Origin of the sequence: Roseibium sp. (genome assembly GCF_965216085.1) — a bacterium.
GTDB lineage: Bacteria > Pseudomonadota > Alphaproteobacteria > Rhizobiales > Stappiaceae > Roseibium.
Genome location: NZ_OZ244138.1, coordinates 3,603,481 through 3,625,899 on the forward strand (window position 1 = coordinate 3,603,481; position 22,419 = coordinate 3,625,899).

The 22,419-nt window shown below is 56.9% G+C and carries 21 protein-coding genes; 15 read left to right on the forward strand and 6 right to left on the reverse strand.

From position 1 onward, the window contains the following. Positions 1-261: 261 nt before the first annotated feature. Together ACOOFE_RS16900 and ACOOFE_RS16905 are read right to left on the reverse strand one after the other, a co-directional pair. The gene (locus ACOOFE_RS16900; RefSeq protein ID WP_420411127.1) at positions 262-1,386 is read right to left on the reverse strand and encodes a Gfo/Idh/MocA family protein; all 1,125 of its coding nucleotides are present in this window, start codon (positions 1,384-1,386) and stop codon (positions 262-264) included. Between the two features lie 38 nt (positions 1,387-1,424). Continuing rightward, on the reverse strand, positions 1,425-2,135 hold the full coding sequence (locus tag ACOOFE_RS16905; RefSeq protein WP_420411128.1) for a GntR family transcriptional regulator: 711 nt from the start codon (positions 2,133-2,135) through the stop codon (positions 1,425-1,427). Between the two features lie 131 nt (positions 2,136-2,266). Between ACOOFE_RS16905 and ACOOFE_RS16910 the strand changes: the two genes are divergently transcribed. The 6 genes from ACOOFE_RS16910 to dctP are packed head-to-tail and all read left to right on the forward strand — an operon-like array spanning position 2,267 to position 7,848. Then, complete coding sequence (locus ACOOFE_RS16910) at positions 2,267-3,421, forward strand: LLM class flavin-dependent oxidoreductase (RefSeq protein ID WP_420411129.1); 1,155 nt, start codon at positions 2,267-2,269, stop codon at positions 3,419-3,421. Next, a complete protein-coding gene (locus ACOOFE_RS16915; protein ID WP_420411130.1) occupies positions 3,421-4,311 on the forward strand; it encodes an aldo/keto reductase in 891 nt (296 codons plus the stop codon). The genes ACOOFE_RS16910 and ACOOFE_RS16915 overlap by 1 nt, the downstream gene beginning before the upstream one ends. Beyond that, positions 4,311-4,826, forward strand: coding sequence for a flavin reductase family protein (locus ACOOFE_RS16920; RefSeq protein WP_420411131.1), 516 nt, complete (start codon positions 4,311-4,313; stop codon positions 4,824-4,826). The genes ACOOFE_RS16915 and ACOOFE_RS16920 overlap by 1 nt, the downstream gene beginning before the upstream one ends. 58 nt (positions 4,827-4,884) lie before the next feature. Continuing rightward, positions 4,885-5,475 carry a TRAP transporter small permease gene (locus ACOOFE_RS16925; protein ID WP_420411132.1) on the forward strand — a complete coding sequence of 197 codons (591 nt, stop codon included), beginning with the start codon at positions 4,885-4,887 and terminating at the stop codon, positions 5,473-5,475. Continuing rightward, positions 5,475-6,764: a TRAP transporter large permease gene (locus ACOOFE_RS16930; RefSeq protein ID WP_420411133.1), complete on the forward strand. Its 1,290-nt coding sequence runs from the start codon at positions 5,475-5,477 to the stop codon at positions 6,762-6,764. The genes ACOOFE_RS16925 and ACOOFE_RS16930 overlap by 1 nt, the downstream gene beginning before the upstream one ends. A gap of 25 nt (positions 6,765-6,789) precedes the next feature. Then, the gene (gene dctP / locus ACOOFE_RS16935; protein ID WP_420411134.1) at positions 6,790-7,848 is read left to right on the forward strand and encodes a TRAP transporter substrate-binding protein DctP; all 1,059 of its coding nucleotides are present in this window, start codon (positions 6,790-6,792) and stop codon (positions 7,846-7,848) included. Between the two features lie 93 nt (positions 7,849-7,941). Here dctP and ACOOFE_RS16940 read toward each other — a convergent pair whose 3' ends face one another. After that, positions 7,942-8,436 carry a tetratricopeptide repeat protein gene (locus ACOOFE_RS16940; RefSeq protein ID WP_209010767.1) on the reverse strand — a complete coding sequence of 165 codons (495 nt, stop codon included), beginning with the start codon at positions 8,434-8,436 and terminating at the stop codon, positions 7,942-7,944. Positions 8,437-8,466: 30 nt separating this feature from the next. Between ACOOFE_RS16940 and ACOOFE_RS16945 the strand changes: the two genes are divergently transcribed. The 3 genes from ACOOFE_RS16945 to metG all read left to right on the forward strand — a co-directional run bounded on the left by ACOOFE_RS16945 (position 8,467) and on the right by metG (position 12,624). Then, positions 8,467-9,762, forward strand: coding sequence for a cytochrome-c peroxidase (locus tag ACOOFE_RS16945; RefSeq protein WP_420411135.1), 1,296 nt, complete (start codon positions 8,467-8,469; stop codon positions 9,760-9,762). Between the two features lie 12 nt (positions 9,763-9,774). Next, positions 9,775-10,770 carry a YeiH family protein gene (locus ACOOFE_RS16950; RefSeq protein ID WP_420411136.1) on the forward strand — a complete coding sequence of 332 codons (996 nt, stop codon included), beginning with the start codon at positions 9,775-9,777 and terminating at the stop codon, positions 10,768-10,770. A gap of 333 nt (positions 10,771-11,103) precedes the next feature. Continuing rightward, entirely contained in the window at positions 11,104-12,624 is a 1,521-nt protein-coding gene (gene metG / locus ACOOFE_RS16955; RefSeq protein ID WP_420411137.1) for a methionine--tRNA ligase, read from the forward strand. A 72-nt stretch (positions 12,625-12,696) separates the two neighbouring features. Here the strand turns inward: metG and ACOOFE_RS16960 are convergent, their stop codons facing one another. Further along, positions 12,697-12,984, reverse strand: coding sequence for a YciI family protein (locus tag ACOOFE_RS16960; RefSeq protein WP_420411138.1), 288 nt, complete (start codon positions 12,982-12,984; stop codon positions 12,697-12,699). Positions 12,985-13,013: 29 nt separating this feature from the next. Beyond that, positions 13,014-13,598, reverse strand: coding sequence for a TetR/AcrR family transcriptional regulator (locus ACOOFE_RS16965; protein ID WP_420411139.1), 585 nt, complete (start codon positions 13,596-13,598; stop codon positions 13,014-13,016). Positions 13,599-14,165: 567 nt separating this feature from the next. Here ACOOFE_RS16965 and egtB point away from each other — a divergent pair. Continuing rightward, positions 14,166-15,434, forward strand: a complete 1,269-nt coding sequence (gene egtB / locus ACOOFE_RS16970; RefSeq protein ID WP_420411140.1) for an ergothioneine biosynthesis protein EgtB — start codon at positions 14,166-14,168, stop codon at positions 15,432-15,434. Then, the gene (gene egtD, locus ACOOFE_RS16975) at positions 15,431-16,378 is read left to right on the forward strand and encodes an L-histidine N(alpha)-methyltransferase (RefSeq protein WP_420411141.1); all 948 of its coding nucleotides are present in this window, start codon (positions 15,431-15,433) and stop codon (positions 16,376-16,378) included. The genes egtB and egtD overlap by 4 nt, the downstream gene beginning before the upstream one ends. Before the next feature lie 43 nt (positions 16,379-16,421). Here egtD and ACOOFE_RS16980 read toward each other — a convergent pair whose 3' ends face one another. Further along, entirely contained in the window at positions 16,422-17,048 is a 627-nt protein-coding gene (locus ACOOFE_RS16980) for a LysE family translocator (protein ID WP_420411142.1), read from the reverse strand. Positions 17,049-17,215: 167 nt separating this feature from the next. Here ACOOFE_RS16980 and ACOOFE_RS16985 point away from each other — a divergent pair, with 167 nt between their 5' ends. The 4 genes from ACOOFE_RS16985 (at position 17,216) to ACOOFE_RS17000 (ending at position 22,360) form a co-directional block, all read left to right on the forward strand. Next, positions 17,216-18,082 carry a MurR/RpiR family transcriptional regulator gene (locus ACOOFE_RS16985; protein WP_141187391.1) on the forward strand — a complete coding sequence of 289 codons (867 nt, stop codon included), beginning with the start codon at positions 17,216-17,218 and terminating at the stop codon, positions 18,080-18,082. Positions 18,083-18,135: 53 nt separating this feature from the next. Further along, positions 18,136-19,104 carry a TAXI family TRAP transporter solute-binding subunit gene (locus ACOOFE_RS16990; protein WP_371708796.1) on the forward strand — a complete coding sequence of 323 codons (969 nt, stop codon included), beginning with the start codon at positions 18,136-18,138 and terminating at the stop codon, positions 19,102-19,104. A 185-nt stretch (positions 19,105-19,289) separates the two neighbouring features. Next, positions 19,290-21,932, forward strand: coding sequence for a TRAP transporter permease (locus ACOOFE_RS16995; protein WP_141187392.1), 2,643 nt, complete (start codon positions 19,290-19,292; stop codon positions 21,930-21,932). Further along, the gene (locus ACOOFE_RS17000) at positions 21,929-22,360 is read left to right on the forward strand and encodes a universal stress protein (RefSeq protein WP_141187393.1); all 432 of its coding nucleotides are present in this window, start codon (positions 21,929-21,931) and stop codon (positions 22,358-22,360) included. Before ACOOFE_RS16995 ends, ACOOFE_RS17000 begins: the two co-directional genes overlap by 4 nt. Positions 22,361-22,419: the final 59 nt, after the last annotated feature.

A 22,419-nucleotide genomic window follows, 5' to 3' on the forward strand; every position in this document is an offset into this window, starting at 1 on the left:
ATATGGAATGACGTTAGGGGATTTTTTCGACGAGGTCAGCCACCGGAATTGAAATTCTTCATTACAAATCAAAACGGCACGCTCCGAAGACCGTGCCGTTCACAAAGTGATGATTTTATTTCGTGTGCTCCCGACCGCTGCAAAACTGCAGCCTCCGATCGGGTATCTTTCGATATATGAGAGCCCGGTGAGCGCAATCAGCACTTAGTCCCGGCTCGCCCTTCCCGCGTCCCGGATGTTCTCTTTTCCTCGATGCCACACTCAGCAAGCGACCGATGACACCGCCTTACCTGTTAATGCAACCGCTTGGCCTGTGCGGGCAGATTGCTGAGCGGCCAGGCCCATCTCAACGGCCCGGCGGCCGTCTTCCAGGGAGACGTCAACTTTGGCCTTTTCGCCGCGCACCACAGCGACAAAACCTTCGTGCTGATAGAAGGTCGAGCCATTGTGATCACCGGCATCCAGGATTGTCGGGTCAACCGGAATATCCAGCTGGCGCGGCCCTTTCGGATGGCGCGGCGAGACAACCAGTTGCGGCACCGGAGGCTCACCAAGGTCTTCTGGCCAGAACCGGCCTGGACCCGGCACATAAGCCTCGATCTTGCCCTCTGGACCTACAGCCGAGACCTCTTCCTGATAACGGGAGCCTTCGGCGAACATACAAAGTTCCAGCATGGCGCGGGCGCCGTTTTCGAAATCGACGATTACATACCCATTGTCGAGAATATCCGGTGTCTGACCGTCGTAGCTCTCGTCCATATGATTGGCGTCCTGACCGGCCGATGCCATGACCCGGACCGGCTCGCACTTCATGATCAAGCGCATTAGATCGAAGAAATGGCAGCATTTTTCGACGAATGTGCCGCCCGAATACCGGTTGAACCGGTTCCACGCCCCGACCTTGTCGAGAAACGGAAAGCGGTGCTCGCGGATGGTCAGCATCTTGATGCCGCCGGTGGCCTGTTCGGCCTGCTCGATCAGGGCGGCGATCGGCGGCATGTAGCGGTATTCCATCGCAACCCAGACCGGCGCCGGATAAGACGCCTTAAACGCGTCCAGTGCGGCAATGTCCTTTGGATCGGTGAAAAGCGGTTTTTCAACGAGCAGCGGCAGAGGGCGTTTGCGGCGGATTTCTTCCATCTGCGGCACATGGCAGTGGTTAGGACTGACGATCAGAACGCAGTCCAGCTCTTCCACATCCAAAAGCGCATCGACGGAATCGACCAGCTTGGCTGAAGAAGCGAATTTCAACGCTTCCTGCGCCATGCCGGTGTCAGGTTCAAAAATGGCCACAACGTCCGTGTCCGGCAGCAACGCGATGTTGCGCAAGTGCTCTTGGCCCATCATGCCACAGCCGATGACGCCGTATCTTACCTTCGCAGGCATCTGGTACTCCTATTCGCAGCGGATCGTTTCATGTCCGCCTATTTCAATCGCTGAACGTAATGCGCCCTGTCGGTATCGAACCAGGTGCGCGAATATTCGACCGGCTCGGGCCTATCCGCCCAGCTGAACCGTTCGATGTAACCTGTGAGAGTCCCGGGGGCCTGGGAGAACTCCGCTGGCGCCCACTCTGGAACGGCTTTGATCGTCACCCTGTCTTCGGCGCGGACGATCCAAAAGCCAAGGTGCTTTTGATAATAACGGTAAAGCGAATCTGAAAGCTGGTCGCGCCGGACGGCGCCGCTATCCCCATCCAACCAGATTTCCTCGACCGCGATGATGGTATCGTTGAGATATCGCAACCGTCGAATGCGTGTACCTTCTGTGCTGGTGCCAAACTCCGGCAGCTCCACCGGCTTGGCACCCCGTTCGATGTCCAGAACATCGGCTCTCGGCAGCCCGCCCCCGGACAAAAGCTCCAGGCGGAACATAGCATAGACACTTTCAGTCGTGCCGCCTTGGCGTATGTAGTTTCCCGAACCCTGGATGCGCTCTAGTAAGCCTTTTTCCGTGAGATCGGCCAGCGCCTTCCTTAAGGTGCCGATCGAAATTCCCAACTCTTCCGCCATGTCCCGTTCCGGCGGCAAACGCTCTCCATCCAGAAGGCGCCCAGCCGCAATATCCCTAATCAAAAGCTCACTAATTTGCACATAGAGCGGCAAAGAATTTGAGGTCTGCGGGGCGGTCGTCATGTCTGTGTGGCGATCTGTCTGTGAAGAATTGATACACCATTGATTTACATCAAGGCGAATGATAAGCAAGGAAAAACTGAAGGCAAAATGAAAGCCTTCGAAAACAAAAAAATCCTCTTAGGAGATCCTGAATGACTGTGGTTCCCGTAACCTCGCCTGACCTCGATGCTGCAGAAGTGTCCTGGTTTGCAGCGCTGTGCTCGGATGACTATCAATTCCTCGGTGTTCCGGAGGGCCAGTTGCGCTCCTCGTGGGACCACTGCTCTTCCATCGTGAAAACCGCTGAGGCCCAAGGATTCCGCAACATCCTGTGCCCTTCATCCTATCAAGTTGGACAAGACACCTTGAGTTTTGTGGCCGGCTGCGCGCCGATCACGGATAAAATCAACCTGCTGGCAGCCGTACGCTGCGGTGAGATGCAGCCGATCATGCTGGCGCGCACCATCGCAACTCTCGACCACATGCTGAAGGGCCGCCTGACGGTCAACATCATCTCGTCCAACTTTCCCGGCGAAGAGGCCGACAGCAAGTACCGCTATCAGCGCTCGCGTGAAGTGGTCGAAGTTTTGAAACAGGCCTGGTCTCGCGGCGAAATCGATTACGAAGGTGAGATTTACAATTTCAAAGGCCTGACCACCGATCCGGTCCGTCCTTATCAGACCGGTGGCCCTTTGCTGTATTTCGGCGGTTATTCCCCGGATGCCCTCGACCTGTGCGGGGAACATTGCGACGTTTATCTGATGTGGCCGGAAAAGATCGAGGAGCTGGAAGGCCGGATGAAAGCTGTCCATGCCGTGGCGGACACATACGGCCGTACGCTCGACTATGGCCTCCGCGTCCATATGATCGTGCGGGACACCGAGAAAGAAGCCCAGGAATACGCCGAATACATCGTTTCCAAACTGGATGACGATCAGGGAACTGCGATCCGGGAACGGGCGCTGGATGCCAAGTCGCTCGGTGTCAGCCATCAGTCGAAGAACCGCGAGATTGCCGATGAGTTCGGCTACATCGAACCGAACCTTTGGACCGGTGTCGGCCGGGCCCGGTCCGGCTGTGGCGCCGCTCTTGTCGGTTCGACCGATCAAGTCATGAGCAAGATCGAAGCCTATCAGAAGATGGGCATCCGGGCCTTCATCTTCTCCGGCTATCCGCATGAAGAAGAAGCCATTCATTTTGGTGAACGGGTTCTGCCCAATCTGAAGACCTGTTCGCTTCCAGAAGCTTATGGCCGTGTTCCGGCCGAAACACCAGCAACCCCGCTCGGCAAGGGAGTCCGCCGCTAATGGATCGCGTCAACCTATCTGACACGCTTGATTTTTCCCGTCTCATCTATGGCATGTGGCGGCTTGGCGACGACACAGACACTTCCCCGGCCCATGTGGAACGCAAGATCCAGTCTTGCCTCGATCAAGGCATCACCACCTTCGATCAGGCGGATATTTACGGCGGATATACGGCTGAAGCTGTGCTGGGCGGCGCACTGAAGGCCAATCCGTCCTTGCGCGACAAAATGGAAATCGTCACCAAATGCGGCATCATCGCACCGGCCGGACGCTACACCGATGCCAAGGTTAAACATTACGACACGTCCCGGGCTCATATCGAAAAGTCGGTCGAGATCTCCTTGTCTGAAATGGGGATCGACACCATTGACCTTCTTTTGATTCACCGCCCGGATCCATTCATGGATCATCAGGAGACCGGCGCGGTTCTGGACGGTTTGGTGACATCCGGCAAAGTCAAAAATGTTGGTGTTTCCAACTTCCGTCCGTGGGACTGGGAGCTGCTGCAGTCCGCCATGACCAACCAGCTTGTCACCAACCAGATCGAAATCTCCTTGAAGGAGATCACGCCGTTCACCAACGGTGATCTTGCCTTCCATCAGCGGCTTGGAACAAAGCTGATGGCTTGGTCTCCGCTCGGCGGCGGATCGTTGATTTCGGAAGGCGGCACCCTTGGGTCCGTCCTAGACGACATCGCCGGATCCTTCGGTGTCGACCGCTCCGCAGTGGCTGTTGCTTTTCTTTTGGCGCATCCGGCACAGCTCTTGCCGGTCCTTGGCACTAACAATCTCGACCGGATCGGGAAGATCTCGGACGCGCTCAAGGTCACTCTTGACCGCGAAACCTGGTACCGTCTCTACGAGGCGGCCCTTGGAAACGAGGTTCCCTAATGACCATGCACACTGCCGATCACACTGTGACCTTTGCGCCCCATTCGGAAAACACCCGGCTGCTGCGGGATGCTTTTGGACGGTTCGCCACCGGGGTCACGGTTGTGACCACCAACTCCGAAGACGGCCCGGTTGGCATTACGGCCAACAGCTTTTCATCCGTCTCCATGGACCCGCCGCTGGTCCTGTGGATGCCAGATAAAGGCTCGCGCCGCTTCCGCTATTTCGAGACGGCTGAACATTATGCCATCCACGTTCTGAGCCATGAGCAGGCGGAAATCTGTAACGGCTTTGCCAGAAACGCACATGCTTTCGATCAACTCACCTACCGGCTTTGCGATGAGGGGGTTCCCCTGATCGAGAATTGCCTGGCGCGGTTCGAGTGCAAACTGTTTGCGGCCTATGAGGGGGGCGATCATTTGATCGTTTTGGGCCAGGTCACACAGGCAGAAATGCGATCCGGCGACGCCTTGACGTTTTTTTCCGGAAAACTCGGACAAATCGTTCCAAAGTAGGAGCGCAAGACGGGGCGGCACCCGCCCTGTTATCATTGGGAATACCAGGGAGGAACCCATGGGGGCATTGCTTGCGGTCTTACGTCTGCTTTCCATTGTCAATTCGCATTTGTTGCGGGTTGGTCGTGGGGTTGGGGTTGTTGCGGTTGCTTTGATGGTGGTTGCGATCCTGATCCAGGTTGTGTTCCGCTATGGCTTCAACAATGCGCTGCCCTGGCCCGATGAGGCGGCGCGGTTCTGCATGTTGTGGATGACCGGCCTGATGGCGCCGACGGCGCTGCGGCGCGGCGGGTTTGTTGCCATCGACACCTTGGTGATCATGCTGCCCAGGCAGCTGGCGAGCGCCTTGTCCCTGGTGCTGTTGTTTGTCTCGCTCGCCGTTTTGCTGGTGGCCGTTCAGATCGGCTATGCGGAAGTCACTGGGTTTGGCGGCAAATTTGCCACCGCCTCGCTCTATGTGCCCAGCAATTTGAGCTTGAGCGAGTGGATGCGGGTGCCGCGCAGTTGGATGATGCTGTCGCTGCTGGTTGGCGTGGTGCTTTTGATCCTGGTGAATGTGGAACTGATCTTACGTTCTCTGATCGGCTTGTTCGGCGGTGAAGACCAGCTGCCCCGCATTCCCGATGCAGATATGGCGGGGGCAGACTGATGCTGATCTGGTTCCTGCCTGTCTTTCTTGTGTTCCTGATGATCGGCCTGCCGGTGTTCTTCGGCCTTCTGGCCGCCCCTGGCCTGCTTTTGTGGCTGAACGGTCAGGAGCGCGACATCACGCTTTTGTACCGCAATGTCTACAACGGCATGGATAGTTTCCCCTTAATGGCGATCCCGTTCTTCATGCTGGCCGGGGAGTTGATGAACAAGGGCGGCATTACGATGCGCCTGGTGGAGTTCTCTCAGGCGCTTATGGGGCACCTGCGCGGCGGCCTTGCCCATGTCAACATCCTGTCGTCGATGCTGTTTGCCGGTCTCTCCGGTTCGGCGGTTGCCGACACGTCTGCGCTCGGCTCCATGCTGATCCCGGCGATGGAAAAACAGGGCTACACCCGCCGCTTTGCCGCCGCCATCACCGCGGCCTCCTCCGTCATTGGCCCGATCATTCCGCCGTCCGGCATCATGATCATCTATGCCTATGTCATGGGGGAGAGTGTTGCCGCGCTGTTCCTGGCCGGCATTGTGCCCGGTGTCATGGTCGGTGTTGGCCTGATGCTGATGGTCAAGGTCATGGCCGACAAATACGACTTTCCGGTTGCCTCTAGAAAGTCGACCTGGAGCGAGCGCGGCCAGGCGTCCCTAAAAGCCTTCTTTCCGCTGATGACCCCGGTGATCATTTTGGGCGGCATTCTGGCCGGCGTCTTCACCCCGACGGAAGCGGCGGCCGTCGCCGTGGCCTATGCGCTGGTGATCGGCCTGTTTGTGCTTCGAACCTTGAAGCCCCATGAGATCCCGGGCGTCTTGAACCGGGCTGGCATCACCTCGGCCGTGGTTCTGCTCCTGGTTGGCGCGGCGATGGCCTTCAAGACCGTGGTCAGCTTGAGCCACGCACCGGAGATCATGGCCGACTTCGTGCTCAGCCTGACCGACAATCCGCTGATCCTGTTGTTCCTGATCAACCTGCTTTTGTTTGTGGTCGGCATGTTTTTGGACGCCGGACCGGCGATCATCATCTTGGGGCCGATCCTGGGGCCGATCTTCACCTCCATGGGGGTCGATTCCATCCACTTTGCCATCATCATGAGCGTCAACCTGACCATCGGTCTGGCGACGCCGCCGATGGGGCTGGTTCTGTTTGTTGCGGCCTCTGTCTCCAAAGAGCGGGTGGAGACAATTGCCAAGGCCATTCTGCCGTTTCTGGCGGTGGAGATCGCGGTGATCTTTTTGATCACCTACATTCCGGCACTGTCCATGACGATCCCGCGTCTGACCGGATTTGCCAACTGATCTGAGCTCAAAAGGGAGGAACCTCATGCTCAAATCTGCCCTGAAATCCCTAACGGTCGCGGCAATGCTCGCCGGCTCCGCCTTGAGTGCGGCGGCCGCCGACTACACGCTGCGCGCCACCGCCAACTCCAATGAAAACGATGAAGACTACGACGGTCTTGTGGTGTTCAAGAACTTCGTGGAAGCAGCCTCCAACGGCGCCATCGAAGTGGAGCTCTACATCGGCACGCAGCTGTGCTCGAACGGTGCGGAGTGCCTGCAAGGGGTCGCGGGCGGCGCGATCGACATCTACATCTCCACCTCCGGCGGGGCGTCCGGCATCTTCCCGTATGTCCAGGTGCTCGACCTGCCCTACATGATGAGCGATGACCGCATTGCCGAGCATGTTTTGAGCGGGGACTTCACCCGCACCATGCGCACCATGGCGCTGGAAGATTCAGACAACACCATCCGCCTGATGACCATCGGCAACACCGGTGGCTGGCGCAACTTTGCCAACACCAAGCGCCGCGTGGCCGCCCCGGCTGACATGGAAGGCCTCAAGATCCGCACGGTTGTCGCCGACCTGCCGCAGGAACTGGTGAAAGCCCTGGGCGCATCGCCAACCCCGATCCCGTGGCCGGAGCTGTTCACCTCCTTCCAGACCGGCGTTGTGGAAGGCTCCAAGAACGGCATCACCGACATCATGGGCATGAAGTTCCCGGATGCAGGCCTGCAGTATGTCACCCTCGACGGCCATGCCTACATGGGTGCGCTGTGGTGGATGGGCAACGAGAAGTTCCTGTCCTTGCCGGAAGACATGCGCCGGGTGGTTGTCGACGGCTTTTATGCCCTGCAGCAGGCAACCTTTGCTTCGCCGAAACGCAAGTCGATCAAGGCCTATGAAGACTTTGTCGCCGGCGGCGGCGATCTTTATGTGCCGACCCCGGCTGAAAAAGCGGCGTTCAAGGAAGCGGCAACCCCGGTCTATGCCTGGTTCAAGGAAAACGTCGGCCGCGGCGGCGAAATCTTCGGCGCCCTCGAAGAAGCCGTCAAAGCCGCAGAAACAGACATCAACGCAGCAAGAAATGCCGACCTGAACTAGAAGAGAAAAAGAGCCCGGCAGGTTGCCGGGCTCACCAATCACTTTTTTGATTTGGCGAAGACCTTGTCTCAAAGGTCCTCCCCTGATCAAAAATCAACGGAACGGGTACATCCAGACCTTGTAATCGGCGACAAGAACATGCGCTTTTTCAATCTCTTCCTTGGTCATCTTCTTAACGACTTCCTCCAGGGAAATCGCAGCGTCCGGATCACCGCCGATGGCCGAAAGCGTGTACCACATGTAGGCCCGGACCAGATCGGGCGCCGGCATGCCGCGGCCGATCTCGTAATACCAGCCGATGCCGGACTGCGCGCCGGGGTGCCCCTTCAGGGAACTTCTCAAGTACCACTCAAACGCCCGCTGGTCGTCGCGCTCCACTCCAAGGCCCATGGCGTACATGACGCCGATCAGCTCCTCGGCGTCCGCATTGCCGGACCGGGCGGCCGGCCACAGTTCCTTCATCGCCTCTTCAAATTTCCCAGCTTCCATCAGGTCGCGCGCAGCTTCGATTTCAGCTTGTGCCGGAAGACACAACGGGCTCACGGCAAGCGAAAGAGCGACAATCGCGGCTTTGGCGGTTTGCTTCATAAGGTCTGGTCCATCCCTCTGGTGTGTCTAGTGGTTTCGCCAGCATTTTCTGCAAGTTTACCTGCACCGCTGACCCAAGATGATTTTCTGGTTTTTGACCGCAAACAAGCGGCGCTCGGTCAGCTGTTATTTTACGACAAGATCCTGTCCGGGAACAGGAATATTGCGTGTGCGACCTGCCATCATCCAAAGTTTGGCACAGGCGACGGCCTGTCCCTCGGCATTGGGGAAGGCGGGGTTGGTTTGGGGCCCAAAAGAACGGCCGGAGACGGCGCCAGCCGGATTAAGAAACGGATTCCGAGAAACGCGCCAGCGCTTTGGAATTTAGGCGCAAAAGATCTTCATACCCTGTTTCATGATGGCCGGCTTTCCATCGCTGAGACTTACGAAAACGGTTTTAATTCACCTGCAGAAGAATGGTTGCCGACCGGCTTCAATTCCCTGCTTGCCGCGCAGGCGGTATTCCCGCTGGTGGCCCAATTCGAGATGTCCGGCAATCCGAAAGAAAACGAAATTGCCGGAGCGGTCCATGACCGGATTGATGCGGCCTGGCCGATCCTTGCCAAACGGGTTCGGATAATTCCTGAATACGGCCAGATGTTTATCGACGCTTTCGCGCATATTGAGTCCGCTGAAGAGGTTACGATCGTCGAGATCGCCAACGCACTCGCGGCCTTCCAGGCAATCGAATGGCAGAGTTTTGACAGCCCCTTCGATCACTATCTTTCGGGGAACAAAGCCGCCCTCTCCTCACCGCAAAAACGAGGTCTGGATCTCTTTTATGGCAAAGCCGGATGCGCCGCCTGCCACTCCGGCCCGCTCCTGAGCGACCAGAAATTTCATGCCCTCGGCCTGCCCCCCTTCGGCCCCGGACGGACGCGGCGTTTTGATCCGATGGTTCGGGATGTCGGACGTATGGGAGAAAGCGATGCGCTGGAAGATGCCTACCGCTTTCGCACGCCGATGTTGCGCAATGTCGAGCTGACCGCCCCTTATGGTCACAATGGCGCCTATCCGACCCTGGACGGCATCATCCGCCATCACCTCGATCCCGATGGCATGCTGGCAAAGTGGCAACCGAAAGTCGCCTCTCTTCCCGATGTGCCCTGGCTCGCCCCGATTGATTTTGTCGTCTGGCATGATAAACGGGAAATGGCCCGCCAGGCCCGGTTCCGCGATGTCGACCCGATGTCTCTCACCGATCCCGAAATTTCTGATCTCGTGGCCTTCCTCGGGGCCCTCACCGGCACAGCTTCTGTGACAACTCCGCCCTTTGGCGTTCCTGACAAGGTTCCCAGCGGCCTGCCGGCCGATACACCACAATAAGGATAAGAAAAAATGGTGGGACCATTGAAAGACCGGGCCAATCAGTTGTTCCCGGGCATAGCGATTGCTGGCCTGGTGGCAATTTCCGCGCAGTTCCTCAACGAACATTACGGCGCGCCGGCCATGCTGATGGCCATCCTCTTGGGCATGCCTCTGAACTTCCTGTCCGAGGAACAAAAGACGGCAGAAGGGATAGCCTTTTCAGCCAGAACCCTGCTGCGGATCGGCGTCGCGCTTCTGGGTGTCCGGATCAGCGTGGATATGGTGGAAGCGCTTGGTTTGCCGTTCCTGGCCCTTGTGATTGCAGGTGTCCTAGCAACGATTGGCTTTTCACTTTTGATCGGCAACCTCTTTGGCAAGGACCGGCTGTTTTCGTTTCTCTCCGGCGGGGCCGTCGCGATCTGCGGCGCGTCGGCGGCCATGGCGATCGGTTCCATTCTGCCCAAACGCGAGCATGCCGAACGCGACCTTGCCTTTACCGTGATCACGGTAACGGTGCTGTCCACGCTTGCCATGATCTTCTACCCGATCTTGACCGGTTCCCTAGGATTGACCACCGATGAAACCGGCGTCTTTTTGGGCGGCACAATTCATGATGTTGCTCAAGTGGTTGGCGCAGGTTTTTCGATTTCCGAAGAAACCGGTGACCTCTCAACCTTGGTCAAGCTGATCCGCGTCACGCTGTTGGCGCCGATCGTTCTGGTGGCAGCTCTTATCCTGCGGAAAGGGTCGGCACCTGATGCAACCCGCCCGCCGCTGATGCCAGCGTTTGTTATTGCCTTTCTGGTTCTGGCAACCTTCAATTCTTTTGGCCTGATCCCGGAGATGGCCAAAGATGCCGCCAGCCAGGTCTCTCGCTGGGCGCTATTGGCGGCGATCGCAGCCGTCGGCATGAAAACCTCGATCCCGAAACTCCTGGAAGTCGGCGGCCCGGCAATCTGGATGGTGGTTACCCAGACGGTCTTCCTGGCGCTCTTTGTCCTCGGTGGGATTTGGTTGATTGGGTGAGTTCTCTGTAACCGTCCCCAAACTTCGTCCTTACCCGGATTTACCGGGTAATCCATTCCGTTTTCGGGCCAGGCCCACTGCTGTCTGAGCGGAAAGGGAACGGCATGGATCCCCGGTCAAGTCGAGGATGACGACTGCGTTATGTGCTACCGTAAATGATCGTCCAACAATTCCTTGTTGTTTGACAACAGCGCGCTCGCTTTTGCCCTCTCAGGGCTTTTCTTGAGACGTTGAGTGTGAAATATAGCTTTCACCTCTTCACGGCAGATTTTCTGGCTGGTCCTGAGAACACAGGCGCCCCGGCCCCTGCCCAGAAATTTCGAAAGCATGTTGATGAAAAGCTACATCACCACTCCGATCTATTACGTCAACGGATCCCCGCATATCGGCCACGCCTTCACCTCGATCATGGCCGATATCTTAAAGCGGAACCGTCAGGCGCTGGGGTATGAGATGATGCTGTCCACCGGCGTCGATGAACACGGCCAGAAGAACCAGGAAGCGGCCGAGGATCTCGGCATGCCGGTGACCGACTATCTCGACATGCGCTGCAAGGAATTCCGGGATGTTTTTGAGCAGCTCGGCGTGGAATTCGATTATTTTGTCCGCACCAGCCGCGAAGGCCACAAAACCGCTGTCGCGGATATGGAACAACGCATCTTCGACAAGGGCCTGATTGTCAAAAAGCAGTATACCGGTACCTATTGCAAGGGCTGCGAGGAGTTCAAAAAAGAGAGCGATCTCACCGAAGACGGCCAATGCCCGCTGCATCCGACCATGAAGGTCGAGCAGACGGACGAGACCAACTACTTCCTGAAGATGGAGCCGTTCCGCGAGAAGCTTCTAAAGCACATCGACGACAATCCGGATTTCGTGCAGCCCGAGCCGTTCAAGAACGAGCTGAAGCAAATGCTGGCCGAGCCGCTGGAAGATCTGTGTATCTCCCGACCGAAAACCCGCGTGACCCTCGGCGTTGACCTGCCGTTCGATCCGGATTTCGTGACCTATGTCTGGTTCGACGCGCTGGCCAACTACCTGACCAACATCGGCTGGCCGGAAGATGGCTACCAGGACTGGTGGGCCGAGTGTGAACACATGATCGGCAAGGACATCTTGAAACCACATGGGGTCTATTGGCCGTTGATGCTGATGGCCGCAGACTTGCCGCTGCCGAGAAAGCTGACCGTACACAGCCACTGGGTGGGTGCCGGCGGCGTCAAGATGTCGAAATCCATCGGCAACGTGGTCGATCCGATCGAAGTGATGGAAAAGCTCGGTGTCGATGCCCTGCGCTGGTATCTGGCCCGCCACATGCGCGCTGACAGCGACAGCCAGATTTCGGTCGACCTAATCACGCAGACTTACAATTCCGAGCTTGGCAACAAGATTGGCAATCTGCTGTCCCGCGTCGCCAAGTTCTCCAACAAGAACTTTGATGGCAAGGTGCCGGTTCCCGGTGCGCTAACTCCGGAAGATGAGGCGCTTCGGAAAACTGTGGTTGGGGCGGCAAAAGCCTTCTCCGGCTGGATCAATCTTCAAGACATTCCAGCCGCCACGCAGTCGATCGTTGACGGCGCGGTTGCCATGAACGAATACATCGACCAGCAGGCGCCGTGGTCGCTCTTCAAGAATGAAGACACCCGTGAACGCTGTGCGACCGTGCTTTACGTTACATTGGACTGTCAGCGGATCCTGTTTGAGGCGCTTTTGCAGGTGATCCCAGGTTCCGCTGCCAGAGCACTCGGCATGCTGAACGCACCGGACGCCGCAAGCCCCTGGAAACCGGAACTCGACAAGCTGGCAGGCGGCACCGAACTCGGCGAAATCGACGCCCTGTTCCCGCGGGTTCAGTAAGTTTTCGGACTTTTTCAAAAACAAAAAACGCCGGCAAGTTTGCCGGCGTTTTTGTGATCTAGTCTGCCCGGCTTAAGCTGCCAAGAATTCCAGCCGGTCATCGAGGCGCGCAGGTGCGATTTCCAGTATTTCGGCCGTGACAACCTGTTCGGCAACAAACGGATCTTTTTGAACAAAGGCTTCCAGACCGGCACGCGTTGCGTTGTGCGCCAAAATACCGCCGCCCTGATTGGGCTGCAGGCTGCCAACCATGAGGAACAGGCCGTTGTCGAAGCCTTGCTGGATCCAAGCCTTGTGCCCCTCCATCAATTCCCCTGCCCGGGCCTTGTTGTCTGAAAACTTCAATGTGACGACAAACATTATCTCTCCTTTCGTTTATCTCATTAAATTCAGTGTGGTTGGGCAGCGGGTTGAACATTTAGATCCAGCCAAGCCAGAATCTTTTCGACCTCCCGTTTGACAAACGCTTCGACCTGAAAGGCTTGCGCCAGCGTCGCGACGCCCTGGCTCCAGCTCAGGACATGCAGCGCATGTTCTTGTGCCTTGTCCTTACTGCCCAAGGCTTCGAACTGACGGGTCAGCCAGTCCCGGAACAGCGCCAGGATCCCGTTGGCTTTCTGCTTTGCAGGATGATCTAGCTTTGCAAGTTCCGCGGTCAGCGTACCGACCGGACAGCCGTAGGCCATGATTTTCGTTTGATTGGTGATGACGATTTTGATGAAACAAGCGATGCGGTCTTTCGGATCGGCCGCCGTTTCATCCCACCTGGCCAGCAAGACCTCGCGTTCCGCCAGGCGTTTTTCAATCACCGCGTCCAGGATCTCGTCCTTGGTCTTGAAGTGATAATAGAAATTGCCGCGCGAGATTTTCACGGCCGCCGCAATGTCGGCGAAAGACGTGTCACCGAAGCCACCCTCGTAAAACAGCTGATCGGCCGCCTCGATGATTTGCCGGCGCGTCTGTTTGCCAGCCATTTATCAGTTTCCCTTCATGTCCGAACCGACAGATCCAGCCCTGGTCCGGCATCAAGATCCGGGCCGCTGCATGGTCCAACACCCATTAGGACGCTTGACCTATTTTTTTGAAATTAGGACAAACGACCTAATATTTCAAGAGTTGGTTTTGGGGGCAGCAATGGGAAGGTACTGACCAGGATTTTGGTGGCAGCCACCACGACAATCCCCGCCTCACGCGTCTGTGAACCGAAGTTGTCTGTCTCCTGTCACCTCCTGTCAGGGCGACAATTACCTGACAGAATTCGCGATATCGTCTCGGCGAAAGACGGCAAGGCACCACTATTTTCCTCATAAAGTCAATTATTTGGTGTTTTTACTCTTCAAATTCGACAAATGGTGACTTTTCTCCACAAGCCAGAATTTGGTAACACTTGACGTTACCGAAGCTGATCCAGTGCATTTTTGCACGGTGCTGGTGCATTCCACCGACTTGGAAATGCCATCTCTCCACTTACGTTCAACCCGCTTGGCGGCACAACCGGCCAACCGGGAGCGCTCCGGCTGGCTCTCTTGTGGAGGGAGAAAATGACACTCTTAGACACCCCGCTCGTGACCGATGATCCGGGTCTTCCGGCCTCTGATTTTTTTGATCAGGTGCGGGCCCGGACTCTGGCCTTGACCGATCCGCTCACCCCGGAAGACATGGGCCTTCAGTCGATGGAAGATGCCAGCCCGCCGAAGTGGCATCTGGCTCATACGACATGGTTTTTTGAAGAATTTATTCTGAAACCCTATTTGCCTGGCTATCAGCCGGCCGATGACCGCTTCGCCGTTCTCTTTAACTCCTATTATGTCCAGGCCGGCCCGCGGCACACCCGCTCCAAACGCGGACTTCTGTCCCGCCCGTCTGTACCGGAAGTCTTAAGCTATCGGGCGCATGTGGAAGAAGCGCTTCAAGAAGGTCTAACCCGTCAGGCCTTTTCCAAATCCGTGCTGGAAATTGAAGACCTGATCACCCTTGGCTGCCATCACGAGATGCAGCATCAGGAGCTGCTGGTCACCGATTTCCTGCATGCCCTTTCCTTCAATCCGCTGCTGCCCGCCTATGCCCCGGCCAAACCGGCGCCGGTTGCCGCCGTCGCGGAGCACGGTTGGACCTGCCATGACGGCGGCCTCATCGAAATTGGACACGATGGGCAAGGATTTGCCTATGACTGCGAAGGCCCGCGCCACAAGGTCTGGCTCAATCCGTACAAGCTCGCCGACAGGCTGGTCACCAACGGCGACTGGCTCGCCTTCATGGAAGACGGCGGTTATGAAAACCAGGCCCTGTGGCTGATGGAGGGTTTGGCTGTCCGGGAGAAAAACGACTGGGATTGCCCCCTCTATTGGTGGCAACAGGACGGTGAGTGGTGGAGTTTTTCGCTTCAAGGCCCGCGCCCGGTCGATCGGTCAGCACCCGTCGTCCATGTCAGCTATTATGAGGCGGATGCCTATGCCCGTTGGGCCGGTCACCGGCTCCCGACCGAAGCGGAATGGGAACACGCCGCATACCGGACAACCATTACCGGCAACTTTCTGGAAAATAACACTTTTGCGCCGGTTGGGCGGACGAACAGCCTTTGGGGCGACGTCTGGCAATGGACCTCAAGTGCCTTTTCCCCCTACCCCGGTTTCCGGCCGCCGGACGGTGCCATTGGCGAATACAACGGCAAATTCATGGTGAACCAGATGGTCTTGCGCGGTGGCTCCTGTGCCACGCCCAAAGCGCAGATGCGCGCCTCTTACCGAACCTTCTTTTATCCGCACCAGCGCTGGCAAATGCTGGGCCTCAGACTGGCGGCCGACCAATGACCAAACACGTAAAACCTGAAACCACATCTCCGGCATTCAAGACCGAGATCCTAGCGGGTCTGACCGCCGCCCGAAAAACGATCAGCAGCAAATGGCTCTATGACGATGTCGGCTCGCATCTCTTTGAGGCGATCACCGAGCTGGATGTCTATTACCCGACCCGTACCGAACTGAGTATTTTAGAGAAAAACAAACAGAAATATGCCCGGATCCAAGGCGCGCGCGGTGCCATGGTGGAGCTCGGCAGCGGCTCCAGCCGCAAGACCAATCTGCTGCTTGGCACCTTCCATGATCTCTCGGTCTATATGCCGGTCGACATCTCCGCCAACCACTTGAAAGAAGCTGCTGACCGGGTGCGGCGGGCCTATCCGTCGCTTGCGGTCATCCCGGTGACAGCCGATTTCACCGAACCCCTCGGCCAGTTGCCGCTTCTGCCAGAGCTCCCGGTTTTGGTGTTTTTTCCAGGCTCAACCATTGGCAACTTTGAAAAAGAGGAAGCGTCAAACCTTCTGGCAAATGTCAAAAAGGCCATGCCTGGCGCGTCCATGCTGGTCGGCGTCGACCGGCCGAAGGACCAAGAGATATTGATTGAAGCCTACGACGATAAGACCGGTGTCACGGCAGCCTTCAACCAGAACCTCCTGCAACGGATCAACCGGGAGATCGGCGCCAACTTCGATCTCAGTGCCTTCCGCCATAAAGCGGTCTGGAACAGGTCAAAAAGCCGGATCGAAATGTACCTGGAAAGCTTGTCGGATCAATCGGTTACCGTGGCGGAGCAAACCTTGACCTTAGAAGAAGGTGAGACCATCCACACGGAAAGCTCCCACAAGTATTCAGAAGACGCTTTCACAGCGATTGCCGAAGACGGCGGCTGGCAAGTTCAAGATATCGACACGGATCCTAAAAGACACTTTTCGGTCTATACGCTGACGGCTGACTAACAGCCCTATAGGAGAAAGGACCCTTGCCGTCGTTGGCGAGGGTTCACCTTTCAGCAATCGCCAGCCGCGCGGCCAGTCCTATAAACACCACGCCCGCCAACCGGTTGAGCCAGACTTGTGCTTTTGGCGAACGTTTTAAAAACGCGCCCAGCAGCCCGCCGCCGAGTGCGACCCCGGCGAATACCAGAATCGTTGCAACGATGAAGAGGCCACCAAAAATCAGGATCTGAAGCGGCACGGATCCGCGGGCCGGATCTGCAAACTGCGGCAGGAAAGCCAGAAAGAAGATTGCCACCTTCGGGTTGGTGACATTCATGATGATGCCGCGCCGGTAAAGTGCGGTTAGAGAGAGCTCTGGGCTGTCGTTGCCATTGATCTTGCTGCTTCCGGCGCGGAACGCCTGAACAGCCAGATAGATCAAATAGGCCGCCCCAGCGAATTTGAGCGCAGTAAACGCCAAAGCCGACGTTTGAAAAATTGCAGCGACGCCCAACGCTACGGCAACCGTGTGCACGATCAAACCTGTGCAAAGCCCCAAAGTCACAATGAGACCTGCAAGACGCCCATAAAGCGCAGATTGGGTGAGCACAAAAATATTGTCTGGCCCAGGCGCCAGCCCAAGCGCTATGGCAGCTACAAAAAACACACCCAGTACATCTATGGGAATCATGCCCGCCTCCAAACTGATATCTTCCTCCATCTCCGGTTCTTTGCGGCCGGTCAAGGGGCGGTTTCCGGGAATACCTGGCCAGACCAATATCCTTGGCAAATTTTCGATGTATCGAAACAATTGTTTCAGAAATTGACATTGTAAAAAACAAATGAAACAGTACGGCGATGACATCCACACCGCCGCCACAGATCCGAGCCGCCATCTCGGCGAATTACGCTGATCTCAGTGACACACTGCGCACGGCTGCGGACTATCTCGCTGATAATCAACTGGAAATTGCGACCCGCAGCCTCCGCGCCATCGCTGCCGCCAGCGGTGTATCACCGGCCAGCTACACGCGCCTCGCCCGGGCATTGGGCTTTTCCGACTACGAAACTTTACGCGAACAAGCGCGGCTGGAGCTGAGCCAGAGGGGCAGCAGTTTTCAGGATAAGGCCCGCCAGCTTCAAAACGAAGCCGACCTACCTCTTCTGCCACGCCAGGCGGCCGCCTGTGCCGACAACATCAAGGCTCTGGCAGACGACATCGATCAGGACACTCTGGAACGGGTGGTCGAATGTCTATCCAAGGCCCGCAAGAAGGTTGTTGTCGGCTCACTCGCTTCGGCCGGATTTGCCGATTATTTTGCCTATCTGGCAAACTGGTTCGATGACCGTTGGATCGTCGCGGGACGCAACGGCGCGTCTCTCGGAGGCTCGCTCGCCAGCCTCACATCAGACGATTGCATCGTGATCGTTTCAAAACACCCCTATGCGCACCGCTCTGTCCGGGCGGCTGAGCTGGCAGCAGAAAACGGTGCGAAAGTCATCGTCCTAACCGACAGCCATGCGTTTCCGGGATTGCAATTCGCCGACTTTCACTTCATTCAACGCACTGAAAGTCCACACTTTTTCTCATCTTACGCGGCCACGCTCGTGCTCATTGAAACCATCACGGGCATGCTGGTCGCGCGAGCCGGTTCCGAGGCGGAAGCCCGGATCCAGAATGTCGACAAGCACAATCGCTTGCTCGATGAACTTGAAAATGTCTAGGGTGGTTGTGCCGCTCTGGAGCGATAATTGAAAATAGAGGGAAGCCTAGTCAAATGATGATGAAACTGAACCTTGCCGGTGCTGTTCTTGCGACCAGCATCGCCTTTACCGGCGCCGCCTCCGCGGAAGAATTCATCACCATCGGCACCGGCGGTGTCACCGGTGTTTATTACCCGACCGGTGGTGCGATCTGCCGTTTGGTCAACAAAGGCCGCAAAGAACACGGCATCCGCTGCTCGGTGGAATCCACCGGCGGCTCTGTCTACAACATCAACACCATCCGTGAAGGTGAGCTGGAATTCGGCGTGGCTCAGTCTGACTGGCAGTACCATGCTTACAAAGGCACCTCCAAGTTCGAAGACAAAGGTGCGTTTGAAGACCTGCGCGCTGTGTTCTCCGTACACCCGGAGCCGTTCACCGTTGTGGCCCGCGCCGATTCCGGCGTGAAGAACTTTGCCGACCTGAAAGGCAAGCGCGTCAACATCGGCAACCCAGGTTCCGGTCAGCGCGGCACCATGGAAGTTCTGATGGAAGGCATGGGCTGGACCACCGACGATTTTGAACTTGCAACCGAGCTAAAAGCTGCTGAACAGTCTGCTGCTCTGTGTGACAACCAGATCGACGCCATGGTTTACACCGTTGGCCACCCGTCTGGTTCCATCCAGGAAGCCACCACAGCTTGTGACTCTGTTCTAGTGACCGTTGACGGTGCAGCCGTCGATAAGCTGGTTGCAGACAACAGCTACTACCGCACCGCGACCATTCCGGGCGGCATGTACCGCGGCAACGACAGCGACACCGGCACCTTTGGTGTGGGCGCAACTTTCGTGACGTCTGCAAAAGTTTCTGAAGACACTGTCTACACTCTTGTAAAGTCCGTCTTTGAAAACTTTGACGCCTTCAAGAAGCTGCATCCTGCATTCGCCAACCTGAAGCCGGAAGAAATGGCTCAGGACGGTCTGTCTGCTCCGCTGCATCCGGGCGCTGCCAAGTACTACAAAGAAAAAGGCTGGGTGAACTAATCCACTCTTTGAATACGGGCCCGGGGGCATTCCCCCGGGCTTTTTCTCTCCCGGTCGCGATACAAACAATATTTGACCGGGCAGCTGTCAAAATACCTTCCTAGTCCAATGCGTTTTGGCGTGCGGGACCGTAAAAAAACCATCGCACCGGCGAAACGGGGAGCCGGCAAACGGGGGAACATTCGATGTCTGAAGACTATCAATCGGACAGGAAAGCCGGATCAAGCGGCCTGTCTGAAGAAGAACTTCAGGAACTGGTCGCCGCGTCCGATTCAGGGTCACGCAATCCGGCCGGTGCCATAGGCCTCTTTCTCGCATCTATTGCACTCATCTGGTCGGCATTTCAGGTCCTTCTGGCATCTCCTCTCTCGAACTATGTTCTACCGAGCGACCTCATCAACAACAGCCGTCAGGTTCACCTCGCCTTCGCCATCTTCTTGGCGTTCATGGCTTACCCCGCGCTGAAAAGCAGCCCGCGCCATCACATCCCGCTGCAAGACTGGGCCCTAGCCCTCGCCGGGACTTTTATGGCGCTTTACGGTCTGTTCTTCTACGACAAGATCGTCAACAACGGCGGCTTGGCAGATCACACGGACAAATGGTTCGCGCTCGCAGGCATCATCATCCTGTTTGAAGCTGCGCGCCGGACACTCGGTCCGGCAATGGCCGTGGTTGCAACGATCTTCCTGCTTTATGTCTTCTTCGGCTCGTCCCAATGGGTGCCTGAAGTCATGCGCTGGAAAGGCGCATCGCTGCAAAAGGCGATGAGCCACATGTGGATTACATCCGAAGGCGTCTTCGGCATCGCCCTTGGCGTGTCGACCAAATTCGTCTTCCTGTTTGTTCTCTTCGGAGCGCTGCTCGACAAGGCAGGCGCCGGGAACTACTTCATCAAGATGGCATTCGCCGCACTCGGCCACCTAAAGGGTGGGCCAGCGAAGGCTGCTGTTGTCGGTTCTGCAGCAACCGGCCTCATCTCCGGTTCCTCCATCGCCAACGTGGTCACCACCGGCACTTTCACCATTCCGCTGATGAAACGGGTCGGATTTAGCTCAGAGCAGGCCGGGTCTGTTGAAGTTGCCTCGTCGGTGAATGGCCAGATCATGCCACCGGTTATGGGCGCAGCAGCCTTCCTGATGGTGGAATATGTCGGCATTTCCTATGTCGAAGTGATCACGCACGCCTTCCTGCCAGCCGTCATCTCTTACATCGCGCTGGTTTATATCGTGCACCTGGAAGCTGTGAAGCGGAACATGCCGACCATCGGCCATAAGACCGTTTCTACGCTGCGCACAATCTTGGGCATGTTCTTCTTCTTCGCCGGGTTTGCGGCTCTGTGTTACGGCATCAAATTCCCGATTGGCTGGATTACAGCCCTTGTGCCGGATGGTGCCAGCTGGATCCTCGCAGTCCTGGTTTTTGTCGCTTACGTGGCACTTCTGAAAATGGCTGCTAGCGTCGAAGACCTGCACCCGGACGATCCGAACGCCAAAGACATTGTGCTTCCGGAAATCGCCGACATTTACAAATGCGGCCTCTACTATCTGCTGCCGATCATCGTTCTGGTCTACTTCCTGATGATCGAACAGAAATCTCCGGGCCTGTCCGCCTTCTGGGCGACCATGCTGCTCTTTGTCATCCTGCTCACCCAGCGGCCGATTAAAGCGATCTTCCGCGGTGAAAACGAGATGGTCGAGGAGTTCAAAGAAGGCATCAACGACCTTGCCAAAGGCATGATCGACGGCGCCCGCAACATGATCGGCATCGGTCTGGCAACCGCCACCGCTGGCATCATTGTAGGCACCGTGACCCTGACCGGTATTGGCCAGGTTATGGCGGACCTCGTTGAACTAGTCTCCGGCGGCAATCTGGTCCTGATGTTGGCATTTGTCGGTCTTCTGTCCCTCGTCCTGGGCATGGGCCTGCCGACAACAGCGAACTACATCGTTGTGTCCTCGCTGATGGCCGGTGTGGTTGTTGAACTCGGCGCGCAATCCGGCCTGATCGTGCCGCTGATTGCCGTTCACCTGTTCGTCTTCTACTTCGGCATCATGGCGGACGTGACGCCGCCGGTGGGCCTTGCCTCCTTCGCCGCGGCTGCGGTGTCGGGCGGTGATGCCATCAAGACCGGCTTCACAGCGTTCTTCTATTCGCTGAGAACCGTTGCGCTACCGTTTGTCTTCATCTTCAACACAGACCTTCTGTTGATCGATGTGGGCTGGGGTCAGGGCATCTTGGTGTTCATCATGGCAACGATAGCCATATTGGCGTTCACCGCCGGAACCATGGGTTATTTCATGACCCGGTCCCGCATCTACGAGAGCATTGCTCTGGTATTGGTCGCCTTCATCCTGTTCCGTCCGGACTTCTTCATGAACCGGATCCAGCCTCCGTATGAAATGATCGAACCGGCGAATTTCGTCCAGACAGTTGGCGAAGCACCTTCGGGAGATCAAGTGCGGGTCACCGTTTCCGGACCGGACTTTGACACAGGGTCCAAGGCCGAAACGACTTTTGAACTGACCGTCGGCAGCGAAGCCGATGGTGATGCTCGCTTGTCGGCAGCCGGTCTCACGGTTCTCGTCGAAGACGGCGTTGTGAAACTGGATGAGCCTTTCCCTGGCACGCCGTATTTTGAAAAACTCGGCAACTTCGACTTTTATGGTGATGATCCCGTTGTCATTAAGTCTGCCCAGATCGAAATGCCTCAGATGCCGAAGGAACTCATCTACATTCCCGGCCTGTTGCTTCTCGGACTGATCTATCTGCTGCAGCTCCCAAGAGCACGGGCAAGCCGCAAAGAAGAACAAGAAGGAGCGCTGGCATGATCAAGACCGTCCTCTGTGCTGTTGACATCACCCATCCAGAAGACCGGGAAGTCTTACAGACAGCTGCCCGGCTCGCTGAGCTGGACGATGCGCAACTGGACGTTATCACCGTTGTGCCGAATGTCGGCCTGACGCTGGTGGGTTCCTACTTCGACGAAAACTTTCAGAACCAGCTGGTGACCGACACACAAAACTCCCTCAAGGAAATGGTTGGCAGTGTGGTGGGCGAAGGCCGGAACGAAAAAATCCGCCATGTGGTCACTACCGGATCCATCTATGAGGAGATCCTGACGGTGGCAGACCAAACAAAAGCGGATCTGATCGTCATCGGCGCCCACAAGCCGCAGCTGCGCGAGTTCCTGCTCGGACCAAACGCTGCCCGGGTGGTGCGCCACTCGAAATGCTCGGTCTACGTGGTCCGGGTTTGATCAACAAAAACACTAAGGGCCGGATTTTCCGGCCCTTTTGCTAAGTACTGGCGTAGCAA